At 64.1% G+C, this 26,670-nt stretch carries 22 protein-coding genes; 6 read left to right on the top strand and 16 right to left on the bottom strand.

Features of this window, described 5'->3' with window-relative positions; genetic code table 11:
- Nucleotides 1-104 precede the first annotated feature (104 nt).
- From QA635_RS39370 to QA635_RS39360, 3 genes are read right to left on the bottom strand one after another with little or no spacing between them, the layout of a single operon-like run.
- Nucleotides 105-836: an ABC transporter ATP-binding protein gene (locus tag QA635_RS39370; RefSeq protein WP_283065314.1), complete on the bottom strand. Its 732-nt coding sequence runs from the start codon at nt 834-836 to the stop codon at nt 105-107.
- Entirely contained in the window at nt 833-2,602 is a 1,770-nt protein-coding gene (locus tag QA635_RS39365; RefSeq protein ID WP_283065312.1) for a branched-chain amino acid ABC transporter ATP-binding protein/permease, read from the bottom strand. Before QA635_RS39365 ends, QA635_RS39370 begins: the two co-directional genes overlap by 4 nt.
- Before the next feature lie 5 nt (nt 2,603-2,607).
- On the bottom strand, nt 2,608-3,648 hold the full coding sequence (locus QA635_RS39360) for a branched-chain amino acid ABC transporter permease (RefSeq protein ID WP_028336532.1): 1,041 nt from the start codon (nt 3,646-3,648) through the stop codon (nt 2,608-2,610).
- Nucleotides 3,649-3,827: 179 nt separating this feature from the next.
- Between QA635_RS39360 and QA635_RS39355 the strand changes: the two genes are divergently transcribed.
- Nucleotides 3,828-4,346: a MarR family winged helix-turn-helix transcriptional regulator gene (locus QA635_RS39355; protein WP_028336531.1), complete on the top strand. Its 519-nt coding sequence runs from the start codon at nt 3,828-3,830 to the stop codon at nt 4,344-4,346.
- 90 nt (nt 4,347-4,436) lie between these two features.
- Here QA635_RS39355 and QA635_RS39350 read toward each other — a convergent pair whose 3' ends face one another.
- Nucleotides 4,437-4,922: an adenosine-specific kinase gene (locus QA635_RS39350; RefSeq protein ID WP_076832491.1), complete on the bottom strand. Its 486-nt coding sequence runs from the start codon at nt 4,920-4,922 to the stop codon at nt 4,437-4,439.
- Nucleotides 4,923-5,236: 314 nt separating this feature from the next.
- On the opposite strand from QA635_RS39350, the gene QA635_RS39345 reads away from it, so the two are divergent.
- Nucleotides 5,237-6,406, top strand: coding sequence for a saccharopine dehydrogenase family protein (locus tag QA635_RS39345; RefSeq protein ID WP_253604885.1), 1,170 nt, complete (start codon nt 5,237-5,239; stop codon nt 6,404-6,406).
- Between the two features lie 47 nt (nt 6,407-6,453).
- Here the strand turns inward: QA635_RS39345 and QA635_RS39340 are convergent, their stop codons facing one another.
- A complete protein-coding gene (locus QA635_RS39340) occupies nt 6,454-7,179 on the bottom strand; it encodes a phosphorylase family protein (protein WP_283065308.1) in 726 nt (241 codons plus the stop codon).
- Between the two features lie 212 nt (nt 7,180-7,391).
- Between QA635_RS39340 and QA635_RS39335 the strand changes: the two genes are divergently transcribed.
- Nucleotides 7,392-8,621: a GNAT family N-acetyltransferase gene (locus tag QA635_RS39335; protein WP_425249222.1), complete on the top strand. Its 1,230-nt coding sequence runs from the start codon at nt 7,392-7,394 to the stop codon at nt 8,619-8,621.
- On the opposite strand, the gene QA635_RS39330 is transcribed toward QA635_RS39335, so the two are convergent.
- From QA635_RS39330 to QA635_RS39280, 11 genes are all read right to left on the bottom strand, one after another.
- The gene (locus QA635_RS39330; RefSeq protein ID WP_283065304.1) at nt 8,618-9,901 is read right to left on the bottom strand and encodes a glycerate kinase type-2 family protein; all 1,284 of its coding nucleotides are present in this window, start codon (nt 9,899-9,901) and stop codon (nt 8,618-8,620) included. The two genes, QA635_RS39335 and QA635_RS39330, sit on opposite strands and share 4 nt — an antisense overlap.
- Before the next feature lie 22 nt (nt 9,902-9,923).
- Entirely contained in the window at nt 9,924-11,156 is a 1,233-nt protein-coding gene (locus QA635_RS39325) for an ABC transporter substrate-binding protein (RefSeq protein ID WP_028338255.1), read from the bottom strand.
- 266 nt (nt 11,157-11,422) lie between these two features.
- Nucleotides 11,423-12,649 (bottom strand): ABC transporter substrate-binding protein, encoded by a 1,227-nt coding sequence (locus tag QA635_RS39320; protein ID WP_057016010.1) that lies wholly within the window; start codon nt 12,647-12,649, stop codon nt 11,423-11,425.
- A gap of 155 nt (nt 12,650-12,804) precedes the next feature.
- The gene (locus QA635_RS39315; RefSeq protein WP_283065302.1) at nt 12,805-14,031 is read right to left on the bottom strand and encodes an ABC transporter substrate-binding protein; all 1,227 of its coding nucleotides are present in this window, start codon (nt 14,029-14,031) and stop codon (nt 12,805-12,807) included.
- Nucleotides 14,032-14,311: 280 nt separating this feature from the next.
- Entirely contained in the window at nt 14,312-15,538 is a 1,227-nt protein-coding gene (locus QA635_RS39310) for an ABC transporter substrate-binding protein (RefSeq protein WP_283065301.1), read from the bottom strand.
- A 118-nt stretch (nt 15,539-15,656) separates the two neighbouring features.
- Nucleotides 15,657-16,886: an ABC transporter substrate-binding protein gene (locus tag QA635_RS39305; protein ID WP_283065299.1), complete on the bottom strand. Its 1,230-nt coding sequence runs from the start codon at nt 16,884-16,886 to the stop codon at nt 15,657-15,659.
- 29 nt (nt 16,887-16,915) lie between these two features.
- Entirely contained in the window at nt 16,916-17,938 is a 1,023-nt protein-coding gene (locus QA635_RS39300) for a branched-chain amino acid ABC transporter permease (protein WP_283065297.1), read from the bottom strand.
- A gap of 2 nt (nt 17,939-17,940) precedes the next feature.
- Nucleotides 17,941-18,819 carry a branched-chain amino acid ABC transporter permease gene (locus tag QA635_RS39295; protein WP_028339071.1) on the bottom strand — a complete coding sequence of 293 codons (879 nt, stop codon included), beginning with the start codon at nt 18,817-18,819 and terminating at the stop codon, nt 17,941-17,943.
- Nucleotides 18,820-18,832: 13 nt separating this feature from the next.
- On the bottom strand, nt 18,833-19,546 hold the full coding sequence (locus tag QA635_RS39290) for an ABC transporter ATP-binding protein (RefSeq protein WP_038384532.1): 714 nt from the start codon (nt 19,544-19,546) through the stop codon (nt 18,833-18,835).
- The gene (locus QA635_RS39285) at nt 19,543-20,340 is read right to left on the bottom strand and encodes an ABC transporter ATP-binding protein (RefSeq protein WP_016847575.1); all 798 of its coding nucleotides are present in this window, start codon (nt 20,338-20,340) and stop codon (nt 19,543-19,545) included. The genes QA635_RS39290 and QA635_RS39285 overlap by 4 nt, the downstream gene beginning before the upstream one ends.
- Before the next feature lie 69 nt (nt 20,341-20,409).
- The gene (locus tag QA635_RS39280; protein ID WP_018269093.1) at nt 20,410-21,276 is read right to left on the bottom strand and encodes an IclR family transcriptional regulator; all 867 of its coding nucleotides are present in this window, start codon (nt 21,274-21,276) and stop codon (nt 20,410-20,412) included.
- 180 nt (nt 21,277-21,456) lie between these two features.
- Between QA635_RS39280 and QA635_RS39275 the strand changes: the two genes are divergently transcribed.
- The 3 genes from QA635_RS39275 (at nt 21,457) to QA635_RS39265 (ending at nt 26,584) form a co-directional block, all read left to right on the top strand.
- Nucleotides 21,457-23,553: a 3-hydroxyacyl-CoA dehydrogenase NAD-binding domain-containing protein gene (locus QA635_RS39275; RefSeq protein WP_038384531.1), complete on the top strand. Its 2,097-nt coding sequence runs from the start codon at nt 21,457-21,459 to the stop codon at nt 23,551-23,553.
- Between the two features lie 143 nt (nt 23,554-23,696).
- Entirely contained in the window at nt 23,697-25,400 is a 1,704-nt protein-coding gene (gene pimA, locus QA635_RS39270) for a dicarboxylate--CoA ligase PimA (RefSeq protein ID WP_283065290.1), read from the top strand.
- Nucleotides 25,397-26,584 carry an acetyl-CoA C-acyltransferase gene (locus tag QA635_RS39265; protein WP_283065288.1) on the top strand — a complete coding sequence of 396 codons (1,188 nt, stop codon included), beginning with the start codon at nt 25,397-25,399 and terminating at the stop codon, nt 26,582-26,584. The genes pimA and QA635_RS39265 overlap by 4 nt, the downstream gene beginning before the upstream one ends.
- Nucleotides 26,585-26,670 lie beyond the last annotated feature (86 nt).

The following is a 26,670-nucleotide window of genomic DNA, read 5'->3' as shown; positions in this document are numbered from 1 at the left end:
GGAAGGCGCACCTGCCTTCATCCTCCCCTGGAGGGAGAGGATCGCCGCGCATGTAATGCGCGGCGAGGTGGGGTGACGGTCTCTCCGCGGTGGAGTTGCGCGTCCTAAATCGCACTTTCGCCTTCGTGCTGGAAGCCGAGATAGCTCGCGGCGACGCCCTTGTTGGCGGCGATCTCCGTCGCGGGGCCTGACAGCACGAATTCGCCGAGCTCCATGACATAGGCGCGGTCGGCGATCTGCAATGCGGCCTGGGCGTTCTGCTCGACCAGCAGCACCGAGACGCCGGCGGCGCGGAACTCGCCGACGATGCGGAAGATGTCGGCGACGATGATCGGAGCGAGGCCGAGGCTCGGCTCGTCCAACATCAGGAGCTTCGGCGCGCCCATCAGCGCGCGGCCCATCGCCAGCATCTGCTGCTCGCCGCCGGACAGCGTGCCGGCAAGCTGCTTGCGCCGCTCCTTGAGCCGCGGAAACAGCGCATAGACCCGCTCCAGCGACGCCGCCGCGACGGCCTTCGCAATCCGGAAGGCGCCGAGCTCGAGATTGTCCTCGACATTCATGGTGCCGAACAGTTCGCGATGCTCGGGCACCAGGCTGAGGCCGGTGGCGACGCGGTCCTCGATGTCGAGCGGCGCCATGTCGACGCCGGCGAAGCTGGTGCGGCCCTTCAGCGGCAGTACGCCCATGATGGCGTTGAGCAGCGTGGTCTTGCCGGCGCCGTTGGCACCGATGATGGTGACGATCTCGTTCTGGGCGACGTCGAGCGATACGCCGCGCACCGCCTCGACCTTGCCGTAGGAGATGTGGACGTCAGTCACCGATAGCAGCGCACTCATGCGGCGGCTCCGAGATAGGCCTTGATCACGTCGGGGTTGCGCTTGATCGCGGCCGGCGTGCCCTCGGCAATCTTGGTACCGAAATCCAGCACCACGATGCGGTCGGCGAGATCCATCACGAACCCCATGTCGTGCTCGACCAGCAGCACCGACATGCCGCCGTCGCGCAATTGCCGGAGCAGCGCGGCGAGCCGCTGCTTCTCCATGTGGCGCAGGCCGGCGGCCGGCTCATCGAGCAGCAGCAGCATCGGATCGACGCACAGCGCGCGGGCGATCTCGACGATGCGTTGCTGTCCGAGCGACAGCGAGCCCGCCAGCTGGTCGATCTGGTCTGACAGGCCGACGCGCGCGATCTGCCGCGCGGCTTCCGCCAGCAGCTTCGCCTCGTCGGCGCGGTCGAGCCGCAGCATGCTGGAGATCGCGCCGGAATTGCCGCGCAGATGCGCGCCGATCGCGACATTCTCCAGCACGGTCATGTCGGGCACCAGCTTGACGTGCTGAAAAGTCCTGGAAACGCCGAGCTTGACCACCTCCTGCGGCGGAGCGTTCGCGACCTCGTTGCCGAGCACGGAGATTTTGCCGCTGGTTGCGGTCAGGACACCGGTGATCAAATTGAAGGTCGTGCTCTTGCCGGCGCCGTTCGGGCCGATCAGCGCGACGATCTCGCGGGCGTTGACGTCGAACGAGACGTCGTTGACCGCGAGCACGCCGCCGAACTGCTTGCGCGCCTTGTCGATGTGCAGAAGGATCGGAGACGTTCCGGGCGCCCGTTCGCGGTGCTCCAGCTTCACGGACGTGTCCGGCGTCTTGCGGGCGGGCTTGAACGGCAGCCGCGACATCAGCCAGGGCCAGACGCCCTGAGGCGCGAGTTGCAGCAGCAGCACCAGCATGATGCCGAACACGATGGTCTCGAGTTGGCTCTGGCCGCCGAAGATGTAGGGCAGGTAGCTCTGCAGCACCTCCTTGAGGATCACGACGATGCCGGCGCCGAGCACGCCACCCCAGACGTAGCCCGCGCCGCCGACCACGGCGATGAACAGATACTCGATGCCGGCCTGCGCGCCGAACGGCGTCGGGTTGGCGGCGCGCTGGAAATGCGCATAGAGCCAGCCGGACAGGCCGGCCAGCACCGCGGCATAGATGAACACCAGCAGCTTCGCGCGGGGCGTCTGCACGCCGAACGCTTCCGCCGCAACATGGCCGCGCCGCAAGGCGCGGATCGCGCGCCCGGTGCGGGAGTCCAAGAGGTTCATGGTCAGCAGCGCGGACAGCAGCACCGCGACCCAGATCGCGTAGTAGATCGCATCCGGGCCCAGCATCTTGAACGAGCCGATCGACAGCGGGGGAATGCCGGAGATGCCGTCGTTGCGGCCGAGGAATTCGAGCTTGCTGAACAGATAGAACAGCCCGATGCCCCAGGCGATGGTGCCGAGCGGCAGATAATGGCCGGATAGCCGTACCGTGACGATGCCGAGCAGCACGGCGGCGATGCCGCTGACCAAGAGCGAAGCCGGCAGCGTCAGCCAGGGCGAGACGCCGTAGGCGGTGGTCAGCACCGCCGTGGTGTAGGCGCCGAACCCGCAGAACGCGGCCTGGCCGAACGAGGTCAGGCCGCCGACGCCGGTGAGCAGCACGAGGCCCATCGCCACCAGCGCGGCGAGGCCGATATTGTCGAGCAGCACGATCCAGAACGGCGGGATGCCCGGGACAAGCGGAATCACCGCCATCACGAGCGCGAAGATGATGAGGGGAAGGCGCTGCGTCATCGCGCTCAATCCTTCTCTTCTTCGACCTCGGGCGCCGCGAGCGAGCGCAACACGAGCACGGGGAGAATCAGCGTGAACACGATGACTTCCTTGAAATTGCTGGCGTAGAACGACGAGAAGGCTTCGACGATGCCGACCACGATGGCGGCGACCGCGGTCAGGGGATAGCTGACCAGGCCGCCGATGATGGCGGCGATGAAGCCCTTCAGGCCGATCAGGAAACCGGTGTCGTAATAGAGCGTGGTGATCGGCACGATCAGGATGCCGGAGATCGCGCCGATGACGGAGGCGAGCAGGAACGCGATCTGGCCGGACAGCGTGGTGCGGATGCCGACCAGGCGGGCGCCGAGGCGGTTGACCGCGGTGGCGCGCAGCGCCTTGCCGGTCTTGGTGTAGCCGAAGAACAGCCACAGGGCGACGATGAAGCCGATCGTCAGGCCGTAGACCGCAAGGCTCTGCCCGGTGAAGCGCAGCGGGCCGGCGGTTACTGCGGCATTCGACAGCGCAGGCGCGCGCAGGCCTTCGGCGCCGAAGAACACCAGGCCAAGGCCCTGCAGTGCCAGATGGCAGCCGACCGAGGCGATCAGCAGCACCAGCACGGAAGTGTGCGCGATCGGCTGGAACGCGATGCGGTAGAGGAACAGCCCGATCGCCGCCACGATCAGGAGCGCGAGCGCGATGTTGACGGCGATCGGCGTGCCGGGACCGACCAGCGCGTAAATCAGACCGAGCAGCGCGACGGGAAAGGCGATGTTGAGCGCGACCGAGCGGATCACCAGCCGCGCATGCAGCGCGTTGCGGGCGAAGAACAGGTCGAGGGCGAAGGCGACGAGGCCCATCGCGACCGCAAGCCGTGCGGTGCCGGGCACCTGGCCGGTCGCCAGCATGGCGTAGCTCAGCGCGCCGTAGGTGACGAATTCGCCCTGCGGGATCAGGATCACCCGCGTGACTGCAAACACCAGCACCAGGGCCAGCCCCAGCAGTGCGTAGATCGCGCCATTGGTGATGCCGTCCTGCAGCAGGAACAGCATGATCGTTGTGTTCAAGGCCGAGCGCTCCCCCTCAAGCGTCGGACCGCCTCGACCGGTTGTGCCGGTCAGGTCGGCCGATATCGGCTGTTGAAAGCTGCCGACATTTGATATAGTCCATAACAATTATTAGATATAATCTCAAGGTCCCCGAGTGTCGTGCGGGATTCTTGTACCGGGATTGCGAGCCTGGAGCGATGACTGTTTCCAAGACCGCCACCGATGCCCTCCGTTCGTCGCGGGCCCTGCGCAGGGAACCGGCCGATTCTGCCGGGGACGACAGCATGCTGCAACTGGGCGAACTGTCCGGATTGCTGGGCTATTCGTTGAAGCGCGCGCAGCTCAGGGTATTCGAGGACTTCCTGCGCTGCGTCGCGCCGCTGCAGCTGACGCCGGCGCAGTTCTCGGTGCTGCTTCTGCTCGACAAGAATCCGGGCCGCAACCAGACAGAGATCGCCAACACGCTCGGCATCCTCAGGCCGAATTTCGTCGCGATGCTCGACGCGCTGGAGAGCCGCGACCTTTGCGCGCGGATGCGCTCCACCAACGACCGCCGTTCCCACATCCTCGTCCTGACCGACAAGGGCCGCGCCGTGCTGGCGCGCGCCAAGAAGCTGGTCGCCAACAAGCACGAGGCGCGGCTGATCGAGGTGCTCGGTCCGGCCAACCACGCCGCGCTGCTGGAGATGCTGGCGAAGCTCGCGCAGGAGTTTTGAGGGGGCGTGACGGCCCGTCCGCTCGCAATGACGCGTTGGGTTGACACATATCCGGCATGCGGGCGCCGCCAGGCGGCGAACCATCGCGGTCTAAAGCTTGTAGCCGATGTTCCGCAGCAGATCCTTCCGCCACGCAATGTCGGCGTCGGTTTCGACACCCAGCGGCGAGGCGCCATCCACCACGCCGAGCACGCCGCGCCCGAGCTCCGTCTGCGCGACTATCACCTGTGTTGGATTGGCCGTCGAGCAATAGATGCGGCAGACCTCCGGCACTGCGCGCACCGCCGGCAGCACGTTGACGGGAAAGAACCCGTCGCCGAGGAAAATCAGGAAGGTGTGACCGGCGCCGATCGCCAATGCGTTGTCGCGTGCCAGGGCGAGCGAGGCGTCGTCGTTACCGGAGCAGCGCACCAACCGCTTGCCGGAGGCCTCGCAGAAAGCCAACCCGAAGCGGATGCGCGGAACCGTGCCCACCAGCGCTTCGTGAAGGTCTTCCACGGTCTTGATGAAATGCGACTGGCCGAAGATGAAGTTGGTCTCATCCGGCTTGACGATGGGCACCACGGTGAGTTCCATGGCTTCGCTCCTGCACGCGAACTCCCCAATCCATGGTAGGCCGTCGGAGGGCGTTTGCAAGCGGCCACAGGCGCTCAAATGTGCCGGCTGTCTGCTTCGGCTCACGCCGACCAGCGTCCGTACTCACGACGGCTCTCAAGGGGGACCGGAAATCGCCGGGAGGTTGCGCGCCGAAGGGCGGCAATTGTGGTATCCTCCGTCAAGCGCGATGGCCCGTATGTTGCCCGGCCCCTCGCAAATGGCCGCGAAGCGTACCGAGCGTTGCTAACGGATCTGAAGGGAGCGCTTCCGGGGGCTCGAGGAGGATCAACGCCGTGAAGCGGGACTTCGACCTCATCGTCTATGGCGCGACGGGTTACACCGGGGGTCTCATCGCCGAATATCTGGCGACATCCTATCGCGGCGACGATGCTCCGTCCTGGGCAATTGCGGGACGCTCGACCGACAAACTCCAGAAAGTGCGTGCCGACATCGGCGCACCGGACGATTTGCCGCTAGTGAAGGCGGATGCCGCCGAGCCGGCCAGCCTGCGTTCGATGTGCGAGCGCGCGACCGTGGTCGTCACCACGGTCGGGCCCTATCAGCTTCACGGTCCCGAGCTAGTGGCGGCATGCGCGGCCACCGGCACGGCCTATGTTGATCTTTGCGGCGAACCGGGCTGGATGCGGGCTATGATCGACGCCCATCACGAAGAGGCAAAACGGACCGGCGCGCGCATCGTCTTCTCCTGTGGCTTCGATTCCATCCCATTCGATCTCGGTGTGCTCACGTTGCAGGAGAAGGCGCGCGAGAAATTCGGACGCCCGGCGCGGCGGGTGAAGGCCCGTCTACGCAAGGTGAGGGGTGGCATGTCTGGCGGCACCGCGGCGAGCGCTCAGGCGACGCTGGCCGCCGCGGCGCGCGACCCGGCCCTGATCCGGCTGCTGACCGATCCCTTCGCGTTGACGCCGGGCTTCACTGGGCCGTCTCAGCCGTCGGGCCTCGTCCCCGAATATGACACAAGCATGCACGCGTGGCTCGTGCCGTTCCCGATGGCGCCGATCAATACCAAGAACGTGCACCGCACGAACTTCCTGTTGGGCCATCCCTACGGCAGGGACTTCGTTTATGACGAGATGATGGTGGCGCCGGGACTTGGGGACATCGCGAGCGTGACGACGGAGACGTTCGCCACGGTGGTGTCCTTGTTCGGGACCGGCGGTCTCAAACGCGGCGCAGGCCCGACCCGGGAAGCGCGCGAGAGGGGCTTCTACGACATCTTCTTTCTGGGCGAGGTGCCGGATGGCGGACGGGTCGAAGCCGTTGTCACCGGCGACCGCGATCCGGGCTATGGCTCGACCAGCAAGATGATCACCGAAAGCGCTCTCTGCGTCGTGCGCGATGTGCAGGGCGAGGGCGGCATCTGGACGCCGGGCGCGCTGATGGGGCCGGCCTTGCGCAAGCGTCTAAAGGAGCGCGCCGGCCTCACTTTCAGTGCGCGTTGAGGTCACGCAGTCGGCAGGTATGGCAGCCCATTCGGCTAAAAAAGCGACTAGAGGGCGATCATACGATCTTCCGCTACGATACTTGAGCTTGGCTCCGACTCTTCTGCTTGCAAGGAAGGCAGCCCTAATCCAGGGCCAAGCAATTGACGGCAGCGAAGCAGCGCCGCAAATCCGGACAGTGCGTCGAGACTGGTCCGAAGCAGCATCGGTAACTCGCTCGGCTGTTTCATTGTCGCACGGACCAGCGCGGCGAGATCGATCGTCCCGTTTGCACGCACTGCGGACAGGGCGGCGGCAGGAAGCTGCCGACCGGCCGGATCCATGATCACGCGGACGGCAGCCATAGGGAGGCCGCGCGCTGCAGCGACACTCGCCGCCACATGGGATTCGTTATCGACCGCCAGCGCGCCTGTACTCATATGCAGCGAGCGCTTCGCTTCTGGATGCATGGCGACCGTGGTCACACCAGCAATAGGGCCATAAATCGAACCGGGGATGAGTCGAAGCAAGGCTTGCGACCAGTCCCGATCAGTGAAGAGCTGAATCGTTTCCGAAACGATCGTCGATGCTACGACGCATGCGCCTGCCGGGACGTCGGGCGAAAGGCCGCCCGCGACGCCAAAGCTGATAAGACCGTAGCAATCCTCAGCAATTGCCGACGCGAGAGACTCCGCGAGCGTGCTGCCATCGCCACTGCAGATCGCCTGCGTATGCAGGTCTGCAGCGATCCGCGCCTCAAATGCAAGTCCCGTGACTCCAATCACCGCTGCCATGAGTCCGCTCCCCGGATGACGCGCTGGACGGCGGGTGTCCGCGCATGCGGGTCGTATCAGGAGTGTTCTGCTCCAACGCCAAATCGCAAATGACTAACGAGTTAGTTTCTGACGGATATGTTAGCTGCTTTGTTTTGGCGCCATGATAAATGCTGCCTAGGGCAGGGATCCGTGGCGAGCGTGAGATCGTGCCGGAAGCTGCAACAGCACACTTGACGAGCCAAATCGGCGACCTCACGAGACGCGAGCCGATGCAATGTCCGCCGCGTCTCCAAGTCATCGTGCGGAACGATTTGGAGCATTGTCCGCGCTGGCAGCTGGCCTTCGCGAGCGAGCGCAAGGATCATCGATACTATGAGTTGGTCGAGGATACCCTTCATCCCGAGTTCGATTACCGGTATTTCCTCATCAAAGATGCGGTTGATCAGGTTTGTGCTGTACAGCCATTCTTCCTAATGGACCTGGATTTGCTGGCCGGTGCGAGCCCGCGGTTTGGCGTACTCATCGACGCCATTCGCCGGATGTGGCCAGGTTTGATGCGCGCCCGTGCGCTCATGGTGGGGTGTGTCGCAGGGGAAGGTCATCTTGACGGGGACGAGGCCTGCCATCGAGGCTGCGCGGAACTGCTGGCCTCTACGATTGCAATACATGCTCGCAGGCTCGGGGCGCGGCTGATCGTGCTCAAGGAGTTTCCGGCGCGATACCGACCAATCCTCGACTGCTTGATCGCTCACGGCTTCACCCGCATCCCCAGCCTGCCCATGACCAGGCTTTGCATCGATTACGCCAATTTCGATGACTATATGAATCATGCGCTCAACAGCGCAACCCGCAAGAAACTTCGCAAGAAGTTTGAGGCGACAGCGCGGGCCTCTCCATCCGTCGAGATGAACGTCGTCAACGACGCGACGCCGGTGATCGCGCAGATCTATCCATTGTATTTCCAAGTCTATCAGCGTTCGAAACTGCACTTCGAGAGGCTGACGGAACAATACTTCTGCGACTTGGGGCGGCGGATGGGGGACAAGGTCCGCTTCTTCCTCTGGCGTCAGAACGAGCGGATCGTCGCGTTTGCCGCATGCATGGTACATGGTGACGCGATCTATGCGGAGTACATAGGTCTCGACTACGATGTCGCCTTAGACCTGCACCTCTATCATTATGTGTTTCGCGACATGGTGAGCTGGGCAATCGCCAACGGGTACAAATGGTTTCGCAGCAGCGGGCTGAACTATGATCCAAAGCTGCACCTGAGGCACTTGCTTGATCCGATCGACTTATACGTTCGGCACACCTCCGCGCCAATCAACTCAGTGTTGAAGCGCATTTTGCCGGTGCTCGAGCCGACGCGATATGACGAGACGCTTGCGAAGTTTCGTAACTATCAGGAGCTTTGGGCGCAGCCCGAGACTGGCCTTGGGTCCGTCAAGGATACGGCCTAATCCACCAAAATCACCCGCACGTCATTGACGTTGGTCAGCGTCGGTCCGGTCAGCAACAAATCCCCGGTCTGGGCGAAGAACCCCGTCGCATCGTTGTTCTCGAGATAGGCCTTCGGATCGAGGCCGATCGATTTCATCTTCGCGAATGTCGCCTGGTCGATCACGGCGCCGGCCGGGTCGGTCGCGCTGCCGGCGCCGCCGTCGGCGCCGTCGGTATCGGCGGCCAATGCCGCGACGTCGGGCGTATCCTTCAGCAGGCCGGCCAGCGCCAGCGCGTATTCCTGGTTGGGGCCGCCGCGGCCATTGCCGCGCACCGTCACCGTCAGCTCGCCGCCGGAGATGATCGCAACGCGCTTGCCTTCGCTGCGCGCCTTCAGCGCCAGCCGCGCATGCTCGGCCGCGATCTCGCGGGCCTCGCCTTCGAGATCGGCGCCGAGCGCGATGGTCTCGTAGCCGGCGTCCCGTGCGACCTTCACCGCGGCGTCGATCGAGGCCTTCGGCTTTGCCAGCAGTTCGAATGTCGCCCGCGCGAAGGCGGCATCGCCGGGCTTGCAGCTTTCGTTCGCGGGATCGTCGAGCGCGCGGCGGACCGCGTCGTCGATGGAGAGATTGTATTTGGCGACCAGTGCGCGGGCGTCCGCCAGCGTGGTCGGATCCGGCACCGTCGGCCCGGAGGCGATCGCGGAGGGATCGTCATGCGGCACGTCCGATATCGCCAGCGTGACGATCTCGGCCGCATGCTGGCCGGCGCGCGCCAGCCGTCCGCCCTTGATGCGCGAGAGATGCTTGCGCACGGTGTTCATCTCGCCGATCGGCGCGCCGGAACGCAGCAGCGCGCGGTTGACCTGCTGCTTCTGGGCAAAGCTCACGCCGTCGACCGGCGCGATCCAGTTCGCCGAACCGCCGCCGGTCAAGAGCACCAGCAGGAGATCGTCCGGGGTCGCTGTGGCGGCGAGCCGCAGCGTGTCGTCCGCCGCCTTGAGCCCGGCCTCGTCGGGCACCGGGTGGCCAGCCTCGACCACCTTGATCCGGCGGGTCAGCACGCCATGGCCGTGGCGGGTGGTGGCGATGCCGACCAGCCGCGACGGATCGAGCTCGAGCGCGTCGAGATAATGCCGCTCGGCCGCCGCGGCCATCGCCGCGGCGCCCTTGCCTGCGCAGAGACAGATCACCCGTCCCTTCGGCACCGGCCGCAACCGCGAAGCCAGCACGACATCGGGATGCGCAGCCGCCACCGCGGCATCGAAGATCGAACGCAGGAAAGGACGACGGTCGGTCATGGTTGTGCCTTATGTAACGCGGTCAGTGTCCACCGACTTCGCCGCTGATGACGTCGCCGAACAATTGCCAGCGTTCGCCCTTGAACTGCATCAGTTGCAGCTGTTCGATCGGCTGGAAGTCGGCAGGCCCGGTCGACAGCGTCACGCCGGGCAGCAGGCCGCCCTGCGCGAATTGTTTCAGGCTCGCCGCCTGCTTCATCACATTGGCGCGGGTGAGGTCGTCACCGCAGCGGCGCAGCACCTCGACCATCGTGGTCGCCATGTTGTAGCCGGTCATCGCGGAGGCATCGACGCGGTTGGTGTCGGGCATGTATTTGGCGAGCAGTTCGTCGAACGCCTTCATGCCGGCGTCGTCCTTCCATTGCGGATCGCTGGCGTCCTTGGCGTAGGCGGCCGAGATCACGCCCTGCGCATTGTCGAGGCCGGCCGGACGCATCACGGTCGCGGTGGAAGCCGAGACGTTGGAGACGATGGTCACCGGCTTCCAGTTCATCTCGCCGAGCTTCTTGATCGCCTGGGCGCCGAATTTCGGCGTGGTGAAGAAGACGATGACGTCGGGATTGGAGGATTTCAGCCGCACCACATGGGAATCGATCGTCGGCTCGGCGACTTCATAGCTCTCCTTGGCGACGACGCGCGCGGGGTCGCTGGCGAAGCCGTCTTCCAGGCCCTTGAGGTAGTCCTTGCCCATGTCGTCGTTCTGGTAGAGCACCGCGACCTTGGTGGCGGGCTTCTCCTTGAGCAGATATTTCGCGTAGATCCGCGACTCGCTCTGGTAGCTGGGCAGCCAGCCCATGGTCCATGGGAAGGCCTTCGGATCGTTCCACTTGGTCGCGCCGGTGGCGACGAACAGCTGCGGTACCTTCTTGGCGTTGAGATACTTCTGGATCGCGGTGTTGGAGGCGGTGCCGAGCGTACCGAACAGGAACAGCACCTCGTCGCTCTCGACCAGCTTGCGGGCCTGCTCGACGGCCTTCGGCGGCGAGTAGGCGTCGTCATAGGAGACGAAAGTGATCTTGCGCCCGTTGATGCCGCCGTCGTCGTTGACCTTCTTGAACACCGCGGCCATCGCCTTGCCGACCACGCCATAGGCCGACGCCGGGCCGCTATAGGGCACGATGTTGCCGATCTTGATCTCGGTGTCGCTCGCACCGGTGTCGTATTTCTTCTGCGCCCATGCGGCATTGCCGGTCGCGGCGGCGACGGCGAGGCCGAGCAGGGCGGTTGCGACACGGTGTCGGATCGGCATCGGCATTTCCCGAAATCTCCTTGTTGTTGCCGCCGCGCAAGGGCGCCGGTTTCTTGTCGGGGGTCTTGCCGGTTTACCTAGCGTATTGCCGGGTAAAGTGTAAGCAGGCATTGCCCGGGCCGGCCTGCGAGCAGGGCCATGGCTTTAAATTCCGGTTTCCGACGCGTTTTCTCCGCGCGGACCGGTGCCCGCTTCGTTCGAAAACGCGCCAACAAAAAGCCCCCTGCGACGGTATCGCAGGGGGCCTTTCCCGGTCGAGGGGCGGCGGGAAATCAGCCGCCGACGTCGGCGCTGATGACCTCGCCGAACAGTTCCCATTTCTCGCCCTTGAACTTCATTAGCTGCAGCTGGCTGATCGGCGCGAAATCGTTTGCCGCGGTGTTGATCTTGACGCCAGGCAGCAGCACCTCGGTGCGGAAGTCCTTCAGGCTTGCGGCCTGCTTCATGATGTTCTCGCGGGTGAGGTTGTCGCCGCACTGCTTCAGCACCTGGACCAGCGTCTGCGCGACGCCGAAGCCGACCACGGTGCCGCCGTCGAGCTTGTCGCCTTCGGGGAAGTCCTTGGCCATGAAGGCGTAGAACTCCTTCATGCCGGGGTCATTGTCCCATTGCTTGTCGGATGCGTCCTTCAGGTAGGCGGCGGAGATGATGTCCTGCGCGTTCTCGAAGCCGGCCGGCTTGATCACGCTGCCGACCGAGGCCGACACATTGTTGAGGAAGTGGGTCGGCTTCCAGCCGATCTCGGCGACCTTCTTGATCGCCTGCGCCGCGAATTTCGGCGTCGCGATGTCGATGAAGACGTCGGCGTTGCTCGCCTTCAGCTTGACGATGTTGCTGTCGATGGTCGGCTGGGACGTCTCGAAGCTTTCTTCCGCGACGATCATGCTGGCGGCCTTCTGGCCGAGCCCGTCCTTCAGGCCCTTCAGATAATCCTTGCCGTAATCGTCATTCTGGTAGAGCACCGCGATCTTGGCGTTCGGCATGTTCTTCAGGATGTACTTGGCGTAGATCTGGGTCTCGCTCTGGTAGTTGGGCTGCCAGCCCATGGTCCAGGGAAAGTCCTTCGGGTCGTTCCACTTGGTGGCGCCGGTGGCGACGAACAGCTGCGGCACCTTCTTCGAGTTCATGTATTTCTGGATCGCCGAGTTCGACGGCGTGCCGAGCGAGTTGAAGATCAGCAGCACCTCGTCGCTCTCGACCAGCTTGCGGGCCTGTTCCACGGCCTTCGGCGGCGAGTAGGCGTCATCGTAGGAGATGAAGTTGATCTTGCGGCCATTGATGCCGCCGGCGTCGTTGACCTTCTTGAAATAGGCAGCCTCGGTGCGGCCGATGACGCCATAGGCGGACGCCGGGCCGCTGTAGGGCATGATGTTGCCGATCTTGATCTCGGTATCGCTGGCGCCGGTGTCGTATTTCTTCTGGGCAAGCGCAGCGCTGCCGGATGTCGCGACGAGCGCGAGCGCGGCCCCGAGGACCGCAAGTTTTTTGGTAGCGGACATCTATGTCTCTCTCCCTGTTTGTCATGTGTCTCGGCCCTCTTGCTTGGAGAGCTCTTTATTTGGCTGCAGTGATTATCATTTTAGGCGGTTCGTCTCAATGAGAAGCCCCTGCGGCAAACGCCGCAGGGGCGGTATCTTTGGTCGACCTTTCCGGCCTAACCGCCGACGTCGGCGCTCAAGACTTCGCCAAAGCGCTCCCAGGTCTCGCCCTTGAAGCGGATCAATTGCAGTTGCGAAAGCGGCGCGAAATCGGTCGCCGAGGTGTTGACCTTGACGCCGGGCAGCAGGCCGCCGGGCTCGTAATCGCGAATGCTGGCCGCCTGCTTCATGATGTTCTCGCGGGTCAGATTGTCGCCGCAGGCCTTGAGCACGTGGACCAGGCCCTGCGAGACGATATAGGCGTACATCACGGAGGCATCGGCCCGGTTCGCTTCCGGATAGTACTTATCGAGGAATTCGTTCCAGGCGATCATCGCCTTGTCGGTCTTCCACTGCGCGTCGGTCGGATCCTTGAAATATTGCGACGAGACGATGTCCTGGGCGTTCTCGAAGCCCGCGGGCCTGATCACGCTGCCGATCGATCCGGAGACGTTGTTGAGGAAGTGCAGCGGCTTCCAGCCGAGCTCGGCATTCTTCTTGATCGCCTGCGCGGCGAACTTCGGCGTCGTGATGTTGAAGAATACGTCGGCGCCGGAGGCCTTGAGCCTGACGATGTGGGAGTCGATGGTCGGCTCCGTCACCTCATAGCTGTCCTCGGCGACGATCATCGACGCGGCCTTGGCGCCGAGCCCGTCCTTGAATCCCTTCAGATAGTCCTTGCCGTAGTCGTCGTTCTGGTAGAGCACCGCGATTTTGGCATCCGGCTTGTTCTTCAGGATGTACTTCGCATAGATGATGGACTCGCTCTGGTAGTTGGGCTGCCAGCCCATCGTCCAGGGGAAATTCTGCGGGTCGTTCCACTTGGTGGCGCCGGTGGCGACGAACAGTTGCGGCACCTTCTTCTGGTTCATGTATTTTTGGATCGCCGAGTTCGGTGGCGTGCCGAGCGAATTGAAGATCAGCAGTACCTCGTCGCTCTCGACCAGCTTGCGCGCCTGCTCGACCGTCTTCGGCGGAGTGTAGGCGTCGTCGTAGCTGATGAAGGTGATCTTGCGGCCGTTGATGCCGCCCTCGGCGTTGATCTTACGGAAATAGGCCTCCTCGGTCTTGCCGATCACGCCATAGGCAGAGGCCGCTCCGCTATAGGGCATGATGTTGCCGATCTTGATCTCGGTATCGCTGGCACCGGTGTCGTATTTCTTCTGGGCAAGCGCAGCGCTGCCGGATGCGGCGACGAGCGCAAGCGCAGCAGCAAATGCCGTCAATTGTCGTATTGCAGACATGCCGTTTCTCTCCCTGATTGCCGATGATGTGTCGCGGCCCCCTGTTTCGAGGGCTCATTATTGGTCGTAAAAACTATCATCTTACCTGGGGTGTCTCAATGAAAAGCCCCTGCGGCGTTGCCGCAGGGGCTGCGTCTTTAGTCGACCACCCTCAAGGCGGGCCGCTGCTCAAAAATCCGCCAACGCGTTCGCGTGTGCGTGAAGCCAACCGCAGAGATTGCGGACGAGTAAAGCGACGCCGTTGAGTTGAGCACGCGGATCGAACAGACCGACGTGTCGATCAGTTGCTCAGATTGCTCGAAATGATGTCCCCGAACAGCTCCCACTTTTCGCCCTTGAACCGCATCAGGCGCAGTTGCTTGATCGGTGCGAAATCGGTGGCCGAGGTGTTGATGCTGATGCCCGGCAGCAGCGTGCCGGGGACGAAATCCTTCAGGCTTGCGGCCTGCTTCATGACATTGGCGCGGGTGAGGTCGTCGCCGCACATCTCCAGCACCTGCACCATGGTCTGTGCGGCGGCGTAGCCGAACGAGGTGGCGCCGTCGAGCTTGTTGGCGTCGGGATAATTCTTCTTGAGGAAGGCGAGGAATTTCTCCATGCCGGGATCCTTGTCCCACTGCGGATCGGCGCCGTCCTTGAGATAGGATGCCGACAGGATACCCTGCGAATTCTCGAAGCCCGCCGGCTGCATCACGCCGCCGACCGAGGCCGAGACGTTGGCGACGATCTGCAACGGCGTCCACGCGATCTCGGCGGCCTTCTTGATCGCCTGTGCCGCGAATTTCGGCGTCGTGATGCTGACGAAGGTGTCGGCACCGGTGGCCTTCAGCTTGACGATGTGGCTGTCGATCGTGGGCTCGGATGTCTCGTAGGCCTCCTCGGCGACGATCATCGATGCCTTGTCGCCGAAGGCGTCCTTCAGGCCCTTGAGGTAGTCCTTGCCGAAATCGTCGTTCTGGTAGAGCACGGCGACCTTGGCGTCGGGCTTGTGCTTCATGATGTATTTTGCGTAGACCCGCGCCTCGTCCTGGTAGGACGGCTGCCAGCCCATGGTCCACGGATAATCCTTCGGGTCGTTCCACTTCGAGGCGCCGGAGGCGATGAACAGCTGCGGCACCTGCTTCTCGTTCATGTATTTCCGGATCGCCGCATTGGTCGCGGTCCCGACCGAGCCGAACAGCAGCAGCACTTCGTCGTTCTCGACCAGCTTGCGCGCCTGCTCCACCGTCTTGGGCGGCGAGTAGCCGTCATCGTAGGAGATGAACTTGATCTTGCGGCCGTGGATGCCGCCGGCATCGTTGATCATCCTGAAGTAGGCGGCCTCGGTCTTGCCGATCGTGCCATAGGCCGAGGCGGGGCCGCTATAGGGCATGGTGTTGCCGATCTTGATCTCGGTGTCGCTGGCCCCGGTGTCGTATTTCTTCTGCGCCAGCGCGACATTGCAGCTCGTCAGGATCAGAGCGAATGCGGACAACAGCGCCGTCAGGGACGGACGTGCGGCAGTCATGGTTTCCCCACCTCGGGTTCTTTGTTTGGAGTATTCAATACCATCGGCGCGGGGCGTCAACAAAAAGCCCCCGCGACGGATATCGCGGAGGCTGTTGTTTTATTCCCGCAGTGCAACGTCACTCGGAGGGGACGTCGCCGGAAATGATGTCACCGAACAGTTCCCACTTCTGCCCCTTGAAACGCTGCATCTGCAGCTGGGCGATCGGGGCGAAGTCGGTGGCCGACGTGTTGATCTTGACGCCGGGCAGCAGGGTGTCGGGCGTAAAGTCCTTCAGGCTCGCCGCCTGCTTCATGACGTTGGCGCGGGTGAGATCGTCGCCGCACATTTCGAGCACCTTGGCGAGCGTCTGTGCGGCGCCATAGCCGTACACATAGCCGCCGTCGGTCTTGTCGGCGCCCGGCATGTACTTGTCGAGAAACTCGGCCCACTTCTTCATGCCGGGGTCGTTGTTCCACTGTGCGTCGGCACCGTCCTTGGCGTAGGCCGCCGACAGCACGCCCTGCGCGTTGTCGAAGCCGGCCGGCTGCATCACGCTGCCGACCGAGGCCGACACGTTGGTGATGATCTGCAGCGGCTTCCAGCCGAGCTCGGCGGTCTTCTTGATGGTCTGCGCGCCGAACTTCGGCGTGGTGTAGATCAGCAGCACGTCGGGATTGGCGGCCTTGATCTTGACGATGTGGCCGTCGATCGACGGCTCCGAAATCTCGTAGCTCTCCTCCATGATGATGCTGGAGGCCGCCTTGGCGCCAAAGCCGTCCTTGGTGCCCTTGAGGTAGTCTTTGCCGAAATCGTCGTTCTGATAGAGGATCGCGATCTTGGCGTCGGGCTTCTCCTTCATCAGCCACTTGGCGTAGATCTGCGCTTCGCTCTGGTAGCTCGGCTGCCAGCCCATGGTCCACGGGAAGTTCTTCGGGTCGTTCCACTTGGTGGCGCCGGTCGCGACGAACAGCTGTGGGATCTTCTTGGAATTCAGGTATTTCTGGATCGCGGTGTTGGACGGGGTGCCGAGCGGGTTGAAGACGAGCAATACCTCGTCGCTCTCGACCAGCTTGCGCACCTGCTCGACCGCTTTCGGCGGCGAATAGGCGTCGTCATAGCTGACGAAATTGACCTTGCGGCCGTTGATGCCGCCGCGATCGTTGATCATCTTGAAGTAGGCTTCTTCGGTCTTGCCGATCACGCCGTAGGCGGAGGCTGGTCCCGAATAGGGGATGATGTTGCCGACCTTGATCTCGGTATCGCTTGCGCCGGTGTCGTATTTCTTTTGGGCGAATGCGGCAGTGGACGTCGCGGCAACAGCGACGATCGCCGCGGAAATCGCGGCGATCCGAACGGTAGAAAGCATAATATCTCCTGGTTTGCTTCTATAGGCTGTCAGTTTTTCTTGAACTTTGCGGCCAGTTGCTGGGCAACGATCGCAACCTGCCTGGCGCCGTGCGGCACGAGGAAGATGACGAGGAACAGCAGCACGCCGAACACCGCGCCCGAAAGGCCCTTCGAAATACCCTCGGCGATGTTGGGCACGAAGATGATGAAGGCGGAGCCGACGATCGAGCCGGGCAGCCAGCCGACGCCGCCGACCACCATGCCGAGGAACAGCGAGATCGCGAGCTGGATGGTGTAGCCGTCGGGTGCCACGAACTGCACCGCGATGGCGCCGAGACCGCCGGCAACGCCGGTGATGCCGGCCGAGACGCCGAACGCCAGCGTCTTGTACAGCGCGACGTCGACGCCCATCGCGGAAGCCGCGATCTCGTTGTCGCGGATCGCCATAAAGGCGCGGCCCGAGCGCGAGCGCAGCAGGTTCACCGAAGCGATATAGATCGCGATCGTGACCACCAGCGTGAAGTAATACAGCCACATGTCCTGCCCCATCGGCAGGCCGAACGGCGCATCCGGCTTGGTGACCACGAGACCCTGCACGCCGCCGGTCCAGTGCTCGAAATAGCCCAGCTTCAGAAGCTGCGGCATCGCGGTGGCTAGCGCAAAGGTCGCGAGCGCCAGATAGACGCCGGAAAGCCGCAGCGCCGGCTGGCCGAACAGGAAGCCGAAGCCGAAGCAGACGATGCCGGCGATCGGCAGCGTGAGGGCATAGTTCATGCCCGCATGCTCCATCAGGATCGCCGAGGTGTAGGCGCCGACGGCGTAGAATGCGCTCTGGCCGAGCGAGAACTGGCCGGAGCCACCGGTCAGGATGTTGAGCGCCAGCACCGCGAGGCCGTAGATCAGAAGCATCGTCATCTGGAAGATGATGAAGTTCTTGACGAACAGCGGGATCAGGATCAGCGCGGCGAGCACGACGAACGAGGTGCCGTAGCCCAGCGTCATGGCGCGCTTGGGAACGGCCTCGACGGCCTGGCCTTCGGTGACGACTTCGACTTCTTCAGCGGCGCTCATGATCAAACTCGCTTCACGATGGCGCGGCCGAACAGGCCTGCCGGTTTCACGACCAGGACGACGATGATCAGCGCAAGCGCGATCGGAAGTTTCAGTTCATTGCCGACGCCGGGGATGTAGGTGCCGACGAGGTTCTCGAAGACGCCGACCAGGAAGCCGCCCATGACGGCGCCGAACGGGCTCGACAGGCCGCCGAGCACGGCTGCGGCAAATCCATAGATCAGCACGCCGAGCATCATGTTAGGCTCGAGGAACACCACAGGTGCGATCATCATGCCGGCGATCGAGCCGATCGAGGCGGCCATGCCCCAGCCCAGCGCGATCATCCACGAGGTGTTGATGCCGACCAGCCGGGCCGATTCCGGCAGCGATGCGGCGGCGCGCATCGCAAGACCGACCCGGGTGAAGCGGAAGAAGAAGAACAGCAGGAGCAGCATCAACAGCGTGATGCCGATCATGCCGGCCTGATGGGTCGAGATCAGCTGGCTGCCGAGGAACGGTGAAGAACCGAACGGCGTCGGATACTGCTTGATGGTGAAGTCCCAGATCAGGCCGGCGACCGAGTTGATGATCGCGTAGAGCGCGATGAAGCCGGCGACGTTGGTCAGGATCGGCGCCTTCGCCAGCGGCTTGAACAGCAACCGCTCGATGACGATGCCGGCGGCAAACGAAAAGGCGACGGTGAGCACGAAGGCGCCCCAATATGGCACGCCCCATTGCATCAGCTGCCAGGACACGAAGGTCGAGAACATCGCCATTTCGCCCTGGGCGAAATTCAGATGGTCGATGGCCTGGTAGATCATGACCACCGCGAGCGCCATGCAGGCATAGATCGCGCCGGTGGCGATGCCGGCCAGGACCTGGTTGGCAAAAAGCTCCATTGTGCCAGCTCCCTCAGTAGCCGAGATAGGATTTGCGGACGTCTTCGTTGTTCGCGATGTCCTTGGCATTGCCCGACATCACGATCCGTCCGGTTTCGATCACGTAGGCCTGGTCGGCGAGCTCGAGCGCGAGCTGCGCATTCTGCTCGACCACCAGGATGGTCACCTTTTCCTCGCGATTGATCTTGCCGAGGATGCGGAACAGGTCGCGCACGATCAGCGGCGCGAGGCCGAACGACGGCTCGTCGAGCAGCATCAGGCGCGGCCGCAGCATCAGCGCGCGCGCCACCGCGAGCATCTGCTGCTCGCCGCCGGACAGCGTGCCGGCCTGCTGGGTGTAGCGCTGCTTCAGCACCGGGAAATGCTCGTACATCCGTTCGATGTCAGCGCCGATCGCCTTCTTGTCCGGGCGGCTGATGGCGCCGAGCTGCAGGTTTTCCTCCACCGTCATGTTGGTGAAGGTGCCGCGGCCCTGCGGCACATGGGCGATGCCGAGGCGGACCACGTTTTCGGTCGAGCGCGTGCCGATCGGCTTGCCCTCGAACTCGATCGCGCCGGTGGAGCGCACCATGTTGCAGATCGCCCGCAGCGTGGTGGTCTTGCCGGCGCCGTTGGCGCCGAGCAGCGTGGTCAGCGAGCCCTCGTTGAGCGAAAAGGAGAGGCCGTGCAGGGCCTGGACCTGGCCGTAATAGGCGCGCAGGTCCTTGACGTTGAGCATCGTGGTCATTGGTCCTTGCTCCCCAGATAGGCCTTGATGACATCAGGGTCGGCCTGGACCTGGGCCGGCGTGCCTTCGGCAAGCTTGCGGCCGAAATTGAGCGCGACGACGTGGTCGGCGATCGACATCACGAGACCCATGTGATGCTCGACCAGCAGCACGGTGATCTTGCGGTCGTCGCGGATTTTGCGGATCAGGTCGCCGAGCACGTAGACTTCCTCGTGATTGAGGCCGCCGGCCGGCTCGTCGAGCAGCAGGATCTTCGGGTCCGCGGCCAGGGCGCGCGCCAGTTCGACGCGCTTCTGGGTGCCGAACGGAAGTCCCGAGACCACGGTGTGGGCGACGTCCTCGAGATCGAGATAGCCGAGGATGTCGTGCACCTTCTTGTTCATGTCGGTCTCGCCGCGGCGGACCCAGGCGAGGCGCAGCGAGTCGCTGACGATGTCGCTCGAGGTGCGCGCATGCGCGCCGACGCGCACATTGTCGATCACGGACAGGTTGGGGAACAGCGCGACGTTCTGGAAGGTGCGGCCGATGCCGATCTCGGCGATCCGGTGCGGCGGGCGCGACAGGATGCTCTTGCCTTCCATCAGGATATCGCCGGACGACGGCTGATAGAGCCGCGACAGACAATTGAACAGCGTCGTCTTGCCGGCGCCGTTCGGCCCGATCAGCCCGAGGATCTGTCCATGGCGCATGTCGAACGACACGCCGTTCAATGCGATGATGCCGCCGAACACGACGCTGACGTCGCGAACCGCGAGCAGGGGATCATTCCCCTGCGCGAGCTGTGCCTGCGTCATCTCGTCTCGCCCGCCGTCTTCGAGCGGTGCGAGCGGCCCTGCGATGCGTTTCGCTGGACGTGATGGAGGCTATCTGATCCCCTCGGCCAAACGTGCAACTTTCCCTCCTACTCTGGTCTTTTTGCGTTCTTCTTTTTTGGATTGCGGCGCCATTCCACCGAGCGCCTGCTCGATGTTCCTTACCATCGCGACAAGACGAGGTCCAATGTCGTTGAGCAATCTGTCTTCCGTGAAGCGGAATGCCGGCGCGCCGCAATTGAAGGCGTAAGGACCGGTTCCGTCGTTCAATCTCAATGCAACGCCGACTGCGGCGACGTCGTTCTGCCAGTCGCCTGCGGACATCGTGAAGCCGTGCTTCGCGACCGTCTCGCCGGAGCGCTCGATGCCGTCGCGCATCTTGGCCCAGCGGCTGCCGTAGTGATCCCGCAGCTCACGCAGTAAAGCCGCGCGCTCGTCGGGCGGCAATGCCCAAATATAGGCACGTCCCATCGCGGTGGTTGCGATCGGTACCCGCGAGCCGACGTCGAGTTGCACGCCGAGCGCCAGGCCGTTCCGGCTCTGGCCGAAATAGATCATGCTGTGGCGGTCGCGGCCGCCGACGGCGACCGCGCCGCCGGTCGCGCGCATCACTTCTTCTCGATAGGGCTCGGACAAATGCCGAACGCCGAGATTGGCGAGCGCGGCGTAGCCGAGTGCCATCGCCGACGGCGCGAGCTGGTACTTCTCGAACTTCGGTACAGGTGTAAGGTATCCCAGCTTGGTGAGCGTGTAGGTCAGCCGGGAAATGGTTGGCTTCGGTAACTTGGTGCGGGCCGCAATCTCCTGGTTGCCGAGCAGCCCGTCATTGGGTTGGAATGCGCGCAGGACGTCCAGTCCGCGGGAAAGCGCGACGACGAAATTGCGATCGGTCGCGGCTTTCTTGCTAGCGCGCTTCATCCCTATCCTTGCCCTGCCCTTGTCATGCTCGTTGACAAGGCACGTGCTTCAAAATAACCCTCCATGTCAAGATGTGGAATTAAATTTCGCAGTGCGAAATTGGTCTAATCGTAGCGGCTCAACGCAAGTCGTGCAGCTACTCAACACAAGTCCAAGAACAAGCATCCAGGGAGAGTCCCGGTGAGTGAAGTCGTCAAGCTCGAACGTCATGACAATATTGCCGTCGTCACGGTTAACAGTCCGCCTGTGAATGCGCTGAGCGCCGCGGTGCGCGGCGGCATCTTCGAGTGCATCAAGAGCGCGATCGATGATGCGCAGGTCCAGGGCATCGTGCTGACCTGCGCCGGCCGCACCTTCATCGCCGGCGCCGACATCACCGAATTCGGCAAGCCGCCGAAGCCGCCCGGGCTCGCCGAAGTGCTGAGCCTGATGGAGAGCTCGCCGAAGCCGATCGTTGCCGCGATCCACGGCACCGCGCTCGGCGGCGGCCTCGAGGTCGCGCTGGCCTGCCACTACCGTGTCGCCACCAAGGACGCCAAGCTTGGTCTGCCCGAGGTGAAGCTCGGCCTGCTGCCGGGCGCCGGCGGCACCCAGCGCCTGCCGCGTGCGGTCGGTCCCGAGCTCGCGGTCAAGATGATCGTCGGTGGCGATCCGATCGGCGCGGACGCGGCGCTGAAGGCCGGTCTGATAGAAGAGATCGTCGAGGGTCCGGCCTCGGGCGGTGAGGCGTTTGCGCGCAAGGTGGTCGCCGAGAAGCGTCCGCTGCGCAAGCTGCGCGATGACGACAGCAAGCTCGCCGCGGCCAAGGCCGATCGCTCGATCTTCACCAATGCGGTCGCTGCGCTGACCAAGAAGTCGCGTGGCCTCGAGGCGCCGTTCGCCGCTGCCGACGCCGTCGGCGCCGCGATCGACCTGCCGTTCGACGAGGGCCTGAAGAAGGAGCGCGAGGGCTTCCTCAAGCTGATGAACGGCGACCAGTCCAAGGCACAGCGCTACGCCTTCTTCGCCGAGCGCGAGGCCGCCAAGATCTCCGGTGTCCCCGAGGGCACCAAGGGCCGCAACGTGGCGCGCGTCGCTATCCTCGGCGCCGGCACCATGGGCGGCGGCATCGCGATGTCGTTCGCCAATGCCGGCATCCCGGTCACCCTGATCGAGACCGGCGAGGAGCAGCTCAAGCGCGGCATGGGCATCATGCAGAAGAACTACGAGGCGACCGCCGCGCGCGGTGGCATCCCGGCGGACGCGCCCGCCAAGCGGATGGCGCTGATCAACGGCGTCGTCGGCATCGAGAACGTCGGCGACGCCGATCTCGTGATCGAGGCGGTGTTCGAGACCATGGCGGTCAAGAAGGAAGTGTTCGGCAAGCTCGACCAGTACGCCAAGCCGGGCGCGGTGCTGGCCTCCAACACCTCCTATCTCAACATCGACGAGATCGCGAAGTCGACAAAGCGTCCGCAGGACGTGCTCGGCATGCACTTCTTCTCGCCGGCCAACGTCATGAAGCTGTGCGAGATCGTGCGCGCCGACAAGACCGCGCCGGACGCGCTGGTCACCGCCGTCTCGATCGCCCGCAAGATCGCCAAGGTGCCGGCAGTGGTCGGCGTCTGCGACGGCTTCGTCGGCAACCGCATGCTGGCGCAGCGCGGCAAGCAGTCCGAGAAGCTGCTGTTCGAAGGCGCCCTGCCGCAGCAGGTCGACGCCGTGGTGACCAAGTTCGGCATGCCGATGGGCCCGTTCGCGATGGGCGATCTCGCCGGTCTCGATATCGGCTGGCGCTCGCGCAAGGACCGCGGCATCAAGTCGGAGATCGCCGACGCGCTCTGCGAAGCCGGCCGCTTCGGCCAGAAGACCGGCAAGGGCTACTACAAGTACGAGCAGGGCTCGCGCGCGGCGCTGCCCGATCCGGAGGTCGAGAAGCTGATCGACGAGACGCTGGCGCGCCTCGGCCGCAAGAAGCGCGTCGTCAGTGACGACGAGATCCTCGAGCGCATGATGTACCCGATGATCAACGAAGGCGCGAAGATCCTCGCCGAGGGCATCGCGGCGCGTCCGTCGGATATCGACGTGGTCTGGCTCTATGGCTATGGCTGGCCGATCTATCGCGGCGGTCCGATGTTCTGGGCCGACACTGTCGGCCTCAAGCACATCGCCGATCGCCTGGCCTTCTACGCCAAGGAGACCAACGATCCCTCGCTCGAGCCGGCGCCGCTGCTCAAGAAGCTCGCCGACGAGGGCAAGACCTTCGCCTCGCTCGCCGCGCCGTCGAAGGCGGCGTGATCGAGCGACTGTAACCACGTGTCATTCCGGGATGCGCCGTAAGGCGCAGACCCGGAATCTCGAGATTCCCCGATGCGCAAATTGCGCATCTTAGGTTCACGCTGCGCGTGCCCCGGAATGACAGTTTCCAGAGTCTGGTTTTCATGACCTATCCCGGCGAACAATATTATCCCAAGGGCGTGCAGTGGAGCGACGAGATCACGCGCGGCACGCTGCCGGACCTGCTCTCGAGCGCCGCCGCCGAGTTCGGCGCGCGCCCGGTGCTCGAATTCCGCGACCGGCCGATCAGCTACGCCGAACTGGAGGCCCTGGTCGAGACCGCCGCCGCTTCCTTCATGCGGGCCGGCTACGGCAAGGGCACGTCGGTCGCGCTGTTCCTCGGCAATTCGCCTGACCATCCGATCAATTTCTTCGGTGCGCTGAAGGCCGGCGCCCGCGTCGTGCATCTGTCGCCGCTCGACGGCGAAATCGCGCTGTCGCACAAGCTGTCCGATTCCGGCGCACGGGTGCTGGTCACCAGCAATTTATCGGCGCTGTTGCCGACCGCGCTGAAATTCGTCGCCAAGGGTCTGCTCGATCGTCTGATCGTCTGCGAGGACGACAATTGGGGCAAGGTCGGCACGCCGCAAACCGCGCTGCCCGACAATCCCGCGATCATCACCCATCGCCAGTTCATCGACGGCGCGACCAGGCCGTCGCAATGGCCGGCGGTCGACGTCGAGGACGTCGCGCTGCTGCAATACACCGGCGGCACCACGGGCCTGCCCAAGGGCGCCATGCTCAGCCACGGCAATCTCACCGCGGCGGTGTCGATCTACGACGTCTGGGGCAAGCCCGGGCGGCTCGAACGCAATGCGATCGAGCGCGTGATCTGCGTGCTGCCGCTGTTTCACATCTACGCACTGACCGTCGTGCTGCTGTCGGCAATCAGGCGCGGTCATCTGATCTCGCTGCACCAGCGCTTCGACGTCGAGGCCGTGATGCGCGACATCGAGGTCAAGCGCGCGACGGTGTTTCCCGGCGTACCGACGATGTGGATCGCGATCGCCTCGCTGCCCGATCTCGACAAGCGCGATCTCTCTTCGCTGGTGGTCGCCGGCTCCGGCGGCGCGCCGCTGCCGGTGGAGGTCGCGAAGATCTTCGAGCGCCGCGTCGGCATGAAGCTGAAGAGCGGCTGGGGCATGACCGAGACCTGCTCGCCCGGCACCGGCCATCCCAAGGAGGGACCGGAGAAGCCGGGCTCGATCGGGCTGATGCTGCCCGGCATCGAGATGGACGTGGTGTCGCTGGAGGATTCCACCAGGGTGATGCCGGTCGGCGAGGTCGGTGAAATCCGTATCCGCGGCCCGAACGTCACCAAGGGCTACTGGAACAGGCCGGCGGAGACCGCCGAGGCCTTCGTCGGCGACCGCTTCCTCACCGGCGACATCGGCTACATGGACGCCGACGGCTATTTCTATCTGGTGGACCGCAAGAAGGACATGATCATCTCCGGCGGCTTCAACGTCTATCCGCAGATGATCGAGCAGGCGATCTACACCCATCCCGCCGTGCAGGAGGTGATCGTGATCGGCATTCCCGACGATTACCGCGGCGAGGCGGCAAAGGCCTTCATCAAGCTGCGCGACGGGCAGCCGGCGTTCTCGATCGACGAGCTGCGCGCGTTCCTCACCGGCAAGGTCGGCAAGCATGAATTGCCGGCGGCCGTCGAGTTCGTCGACGAATTGCCGCGTACCCCGGTCGGCAAGCTGTCGCGTCACGAATTGCGCCAGCAGCGGCCCAAGACCGCTCAAACCGAGACATCTCAATCCACGCAACAACAGACCGCATCAGGATCCCGCTCATGACCGACGCCGTTATCGTCTCCACCGCCCGCACGCCGATCGGCAAGGCCTATCGCGGCGCGCTCAACGTCACCGAGGGTGCGACCTTGCTCGGGCACGCGATCGGCGAAGCGGTGGCGCGCGCCAAGGTCGATCCGAAGGAGATCGAGGACGTGGTGATGGGCGCGGCGATGCAGCAGGGCGCGACCGGCGGCAACATCGCGCGCAAGGCGCTGCTCCGCGCCGGCCTGCCGGTGACGGTCGCCGGCACTACGATCGACCGCCAGTGCGCCTCCGGCCTGCAGGCGATTGCGCTTGCCGCGCGCTCGGTGATCTTCGACGGCGTCGAGATCGCGGTCGGCGGCGGCGGTGAATCGATCTCGCTGGTGCAGAACGACAAGATGAACTCGTTCCACGCCCAGGATCCGGCGCTGCTCAAGATCAAGGGCGAGGTCTATATGCCCATGATCGACACCGCCGAGATCGTCGCCAAGCGCTACAACATCTCGCGCGAGAAGCAGGACGAGTATGGGCTGGAAAGCCAGCGCCGCACCGCGGCCGCGCAGCAGGGCGGCAAGTTCAAGGAAGAGCTCGCGCCGATCACCACCATGATGGCGGTCATCGACAAGGCGACCGGTGCGGTCACGATGAAAGAGGTGACGCTGTCGCAGGACGAAGGTCCGCGGCCGGAGACCACGGCCGAAGGGCTTGCCAGCCTCAAGCCGGTGCGCGGCGAGGGCTTCACCATCACCGCCGGCAATGCCAGCCAGCTCTCGGACGGCGCCAGCGCCTCCGTGATCATGAGCGACAAGGAAGCCGCCAAGCGCGGGCTGAAGCCGCTCGGCATCTTCCGCGGCTTCGTCTCCGCCGGCTGCGAGCCGGACGAGATGGGCATCGGTCCGGTGTTCGCGGTGCCGCGTCTGCTCAAGCGCCATGGCCTCAAGGTCGACGATATCGATCTCTGGGAGCTCAACGAGGCCTTCGCGGTGCAGGTGCTCTATTGCCGCGACAAGCTCGGCATCGATCCGGAGAAGATCAACGTCAATGGCGGCGCGATTTCGGTCGGCCATCCCTACGGCATGTCGGGTGCGCGGCTCACCGGCCACGCGCTGATCGAGGGCCGCCGCCGCAAGGCCAAATACGCCGTCGTCACCATGTGCGTCGGTGGCGGCATGGGCGCGGCCGGCCTGTTCGAGGTGCTGCAGTAATTCACCGTCGTCCTGGCGTAAGCCAGGACCATACCCCGCGGCCGGGGTAAGGGGCACGGACGGTAGTCGCCTTCGCAAGACAACGA

The sequence above is a fragment of the Bradyrhizobium brasilense genome, assembly GCF_029714345.1.
GTDB classification, from domain to species: Bacteria; Pseudomonadota; Alphaproteobacteria; order Rhizobiales; family Xanthobacteraceae; genus Bradyrhizobium; species Bradyrhizobium australafricanum.
This window is presented reverse-complemented; position numbering and strand designations above follow the sequence as displayed.

Coding starts and splice junctions, on each gene's coding strand:
- QA635_RS39320 (WP_057016010.1), bottom strand. CDS start 12,649: ATGTCCGCTACCAAAAAACTTGCGGTCCTCGGGGCCGCGCTCGCGCTC.
- QA635_RS39355 (WP_028336531.1), top strand. CDS start 3,828: ATGACTGTTTCCAAGACCGCCACCGATGCCCTCCGTTCGTCGCGGGCC.
- QA635_RS39295 (WP_028339071.1), bottom strand. CDS start 18,819: ATGGAGCTTTTTGCCAACCAGGTCCTGGCCGGCATCGCCACCGGCGCG.
- QA635_RS39290 (WP_038384532.1), bottom strand. CDS start 19,546: ATGACCACGATGCTCAACGTCAAGGACCTGCGCGCCTATTACGGCCAG.
- QA635_RS39315 (WP_283065302.1), bottom strand. CDS start 14,031: ATGTCTGCAATACGACAATTGACGGCATTTGCTGCTGCGCTTGCGCTC.
- pimA (WP_283065290.1), top strand. CDS start 23,697: ATGACCTATCCCGGCGAACAATATTATCCCAAGGGCGTGCAGTGGAGC.
- QA635_RS39285 (WP_016847575.1), bottom strand. CDS start 20,340: ATGACGCAGGCACAGCTCGCGCAGGGGAATGATCCCCTGCTCGCGGTT.
- QA635_RS39280 (WP_018269093.1), bottom strand. CDS start 21,276: ATGAAGCGCGCTAGCAAGAAAGCCGCGACCGATCGCAATTTCGTCGTC.
- QA635_RS39365 (WP_283065312.1), bottom strand. CDS start 2,602: ATGACGCAGCGCCTTCCCCTCATCATCTTCGCGCTCGTGATGGCGGTG.
- QA635_RS39370 (WP_283065314.1), bottom strand. CDS start 836: ATGAGTGCGCTGCTATCGGTGACTGACGTCCACATCTCCTACGGCAAG.
- QA635_RS39265 (WP_283065288.1), top strand. CDS start 25,397: ATGACCGACGCCGTTATCGTCTCCACCGCCCGCACGCCGATCGGCAAG.
- QA635_RS39305 (WP_283065299.1), bottom strand. CDS start 16,886: ATGCTTTCTACCGTTCGGATCGCCGCGATTTCCGCGGCGATCGTCGCT.
- QA635_RS39350 (WP_076832491.1), bottom strand. CDS start 4,922: ATGGAACTCACCGTGGTGCCCATCGTCAAGCCGGATGAGACCAACTTC.
- QA635_RS39300 (WP_283065297.1), bottom strand. CDS start 17,938: ATGAGCGCCGCTGAAGAAGTCGAAGTCGTCACCGAAGGCCAGGCCGTC.
- QA635_RS39340 (WP_283065308.1), bottom strand. CDS start 7,179: ATGGCAGCGGTGATTGGAGTCACGGGACTTGCATTTGAGGCGCGGATC.
- QA635_RS39330 (WP_283065304.1), bottom strand. CDS start 9,901: ATGACCGACCGTCGTCCTTTCCTGCGTTCGATCTTCGATGCCGCGGTG.
- QA635_RS39325 (WP_028338255.1), bottom strand. CDS start 11,156: ATGCCGATGCCGATCCGACACCGTGTCGCAACCGCCCTGCTCGGCCTC.
- QA635_RS39310 (WP_283065301.1), bottom strand. CDS start 15,538: ATGACTGCCGCACGTCCGTCCCTGACGGCGCTGTTGTCCGCATTCGCT.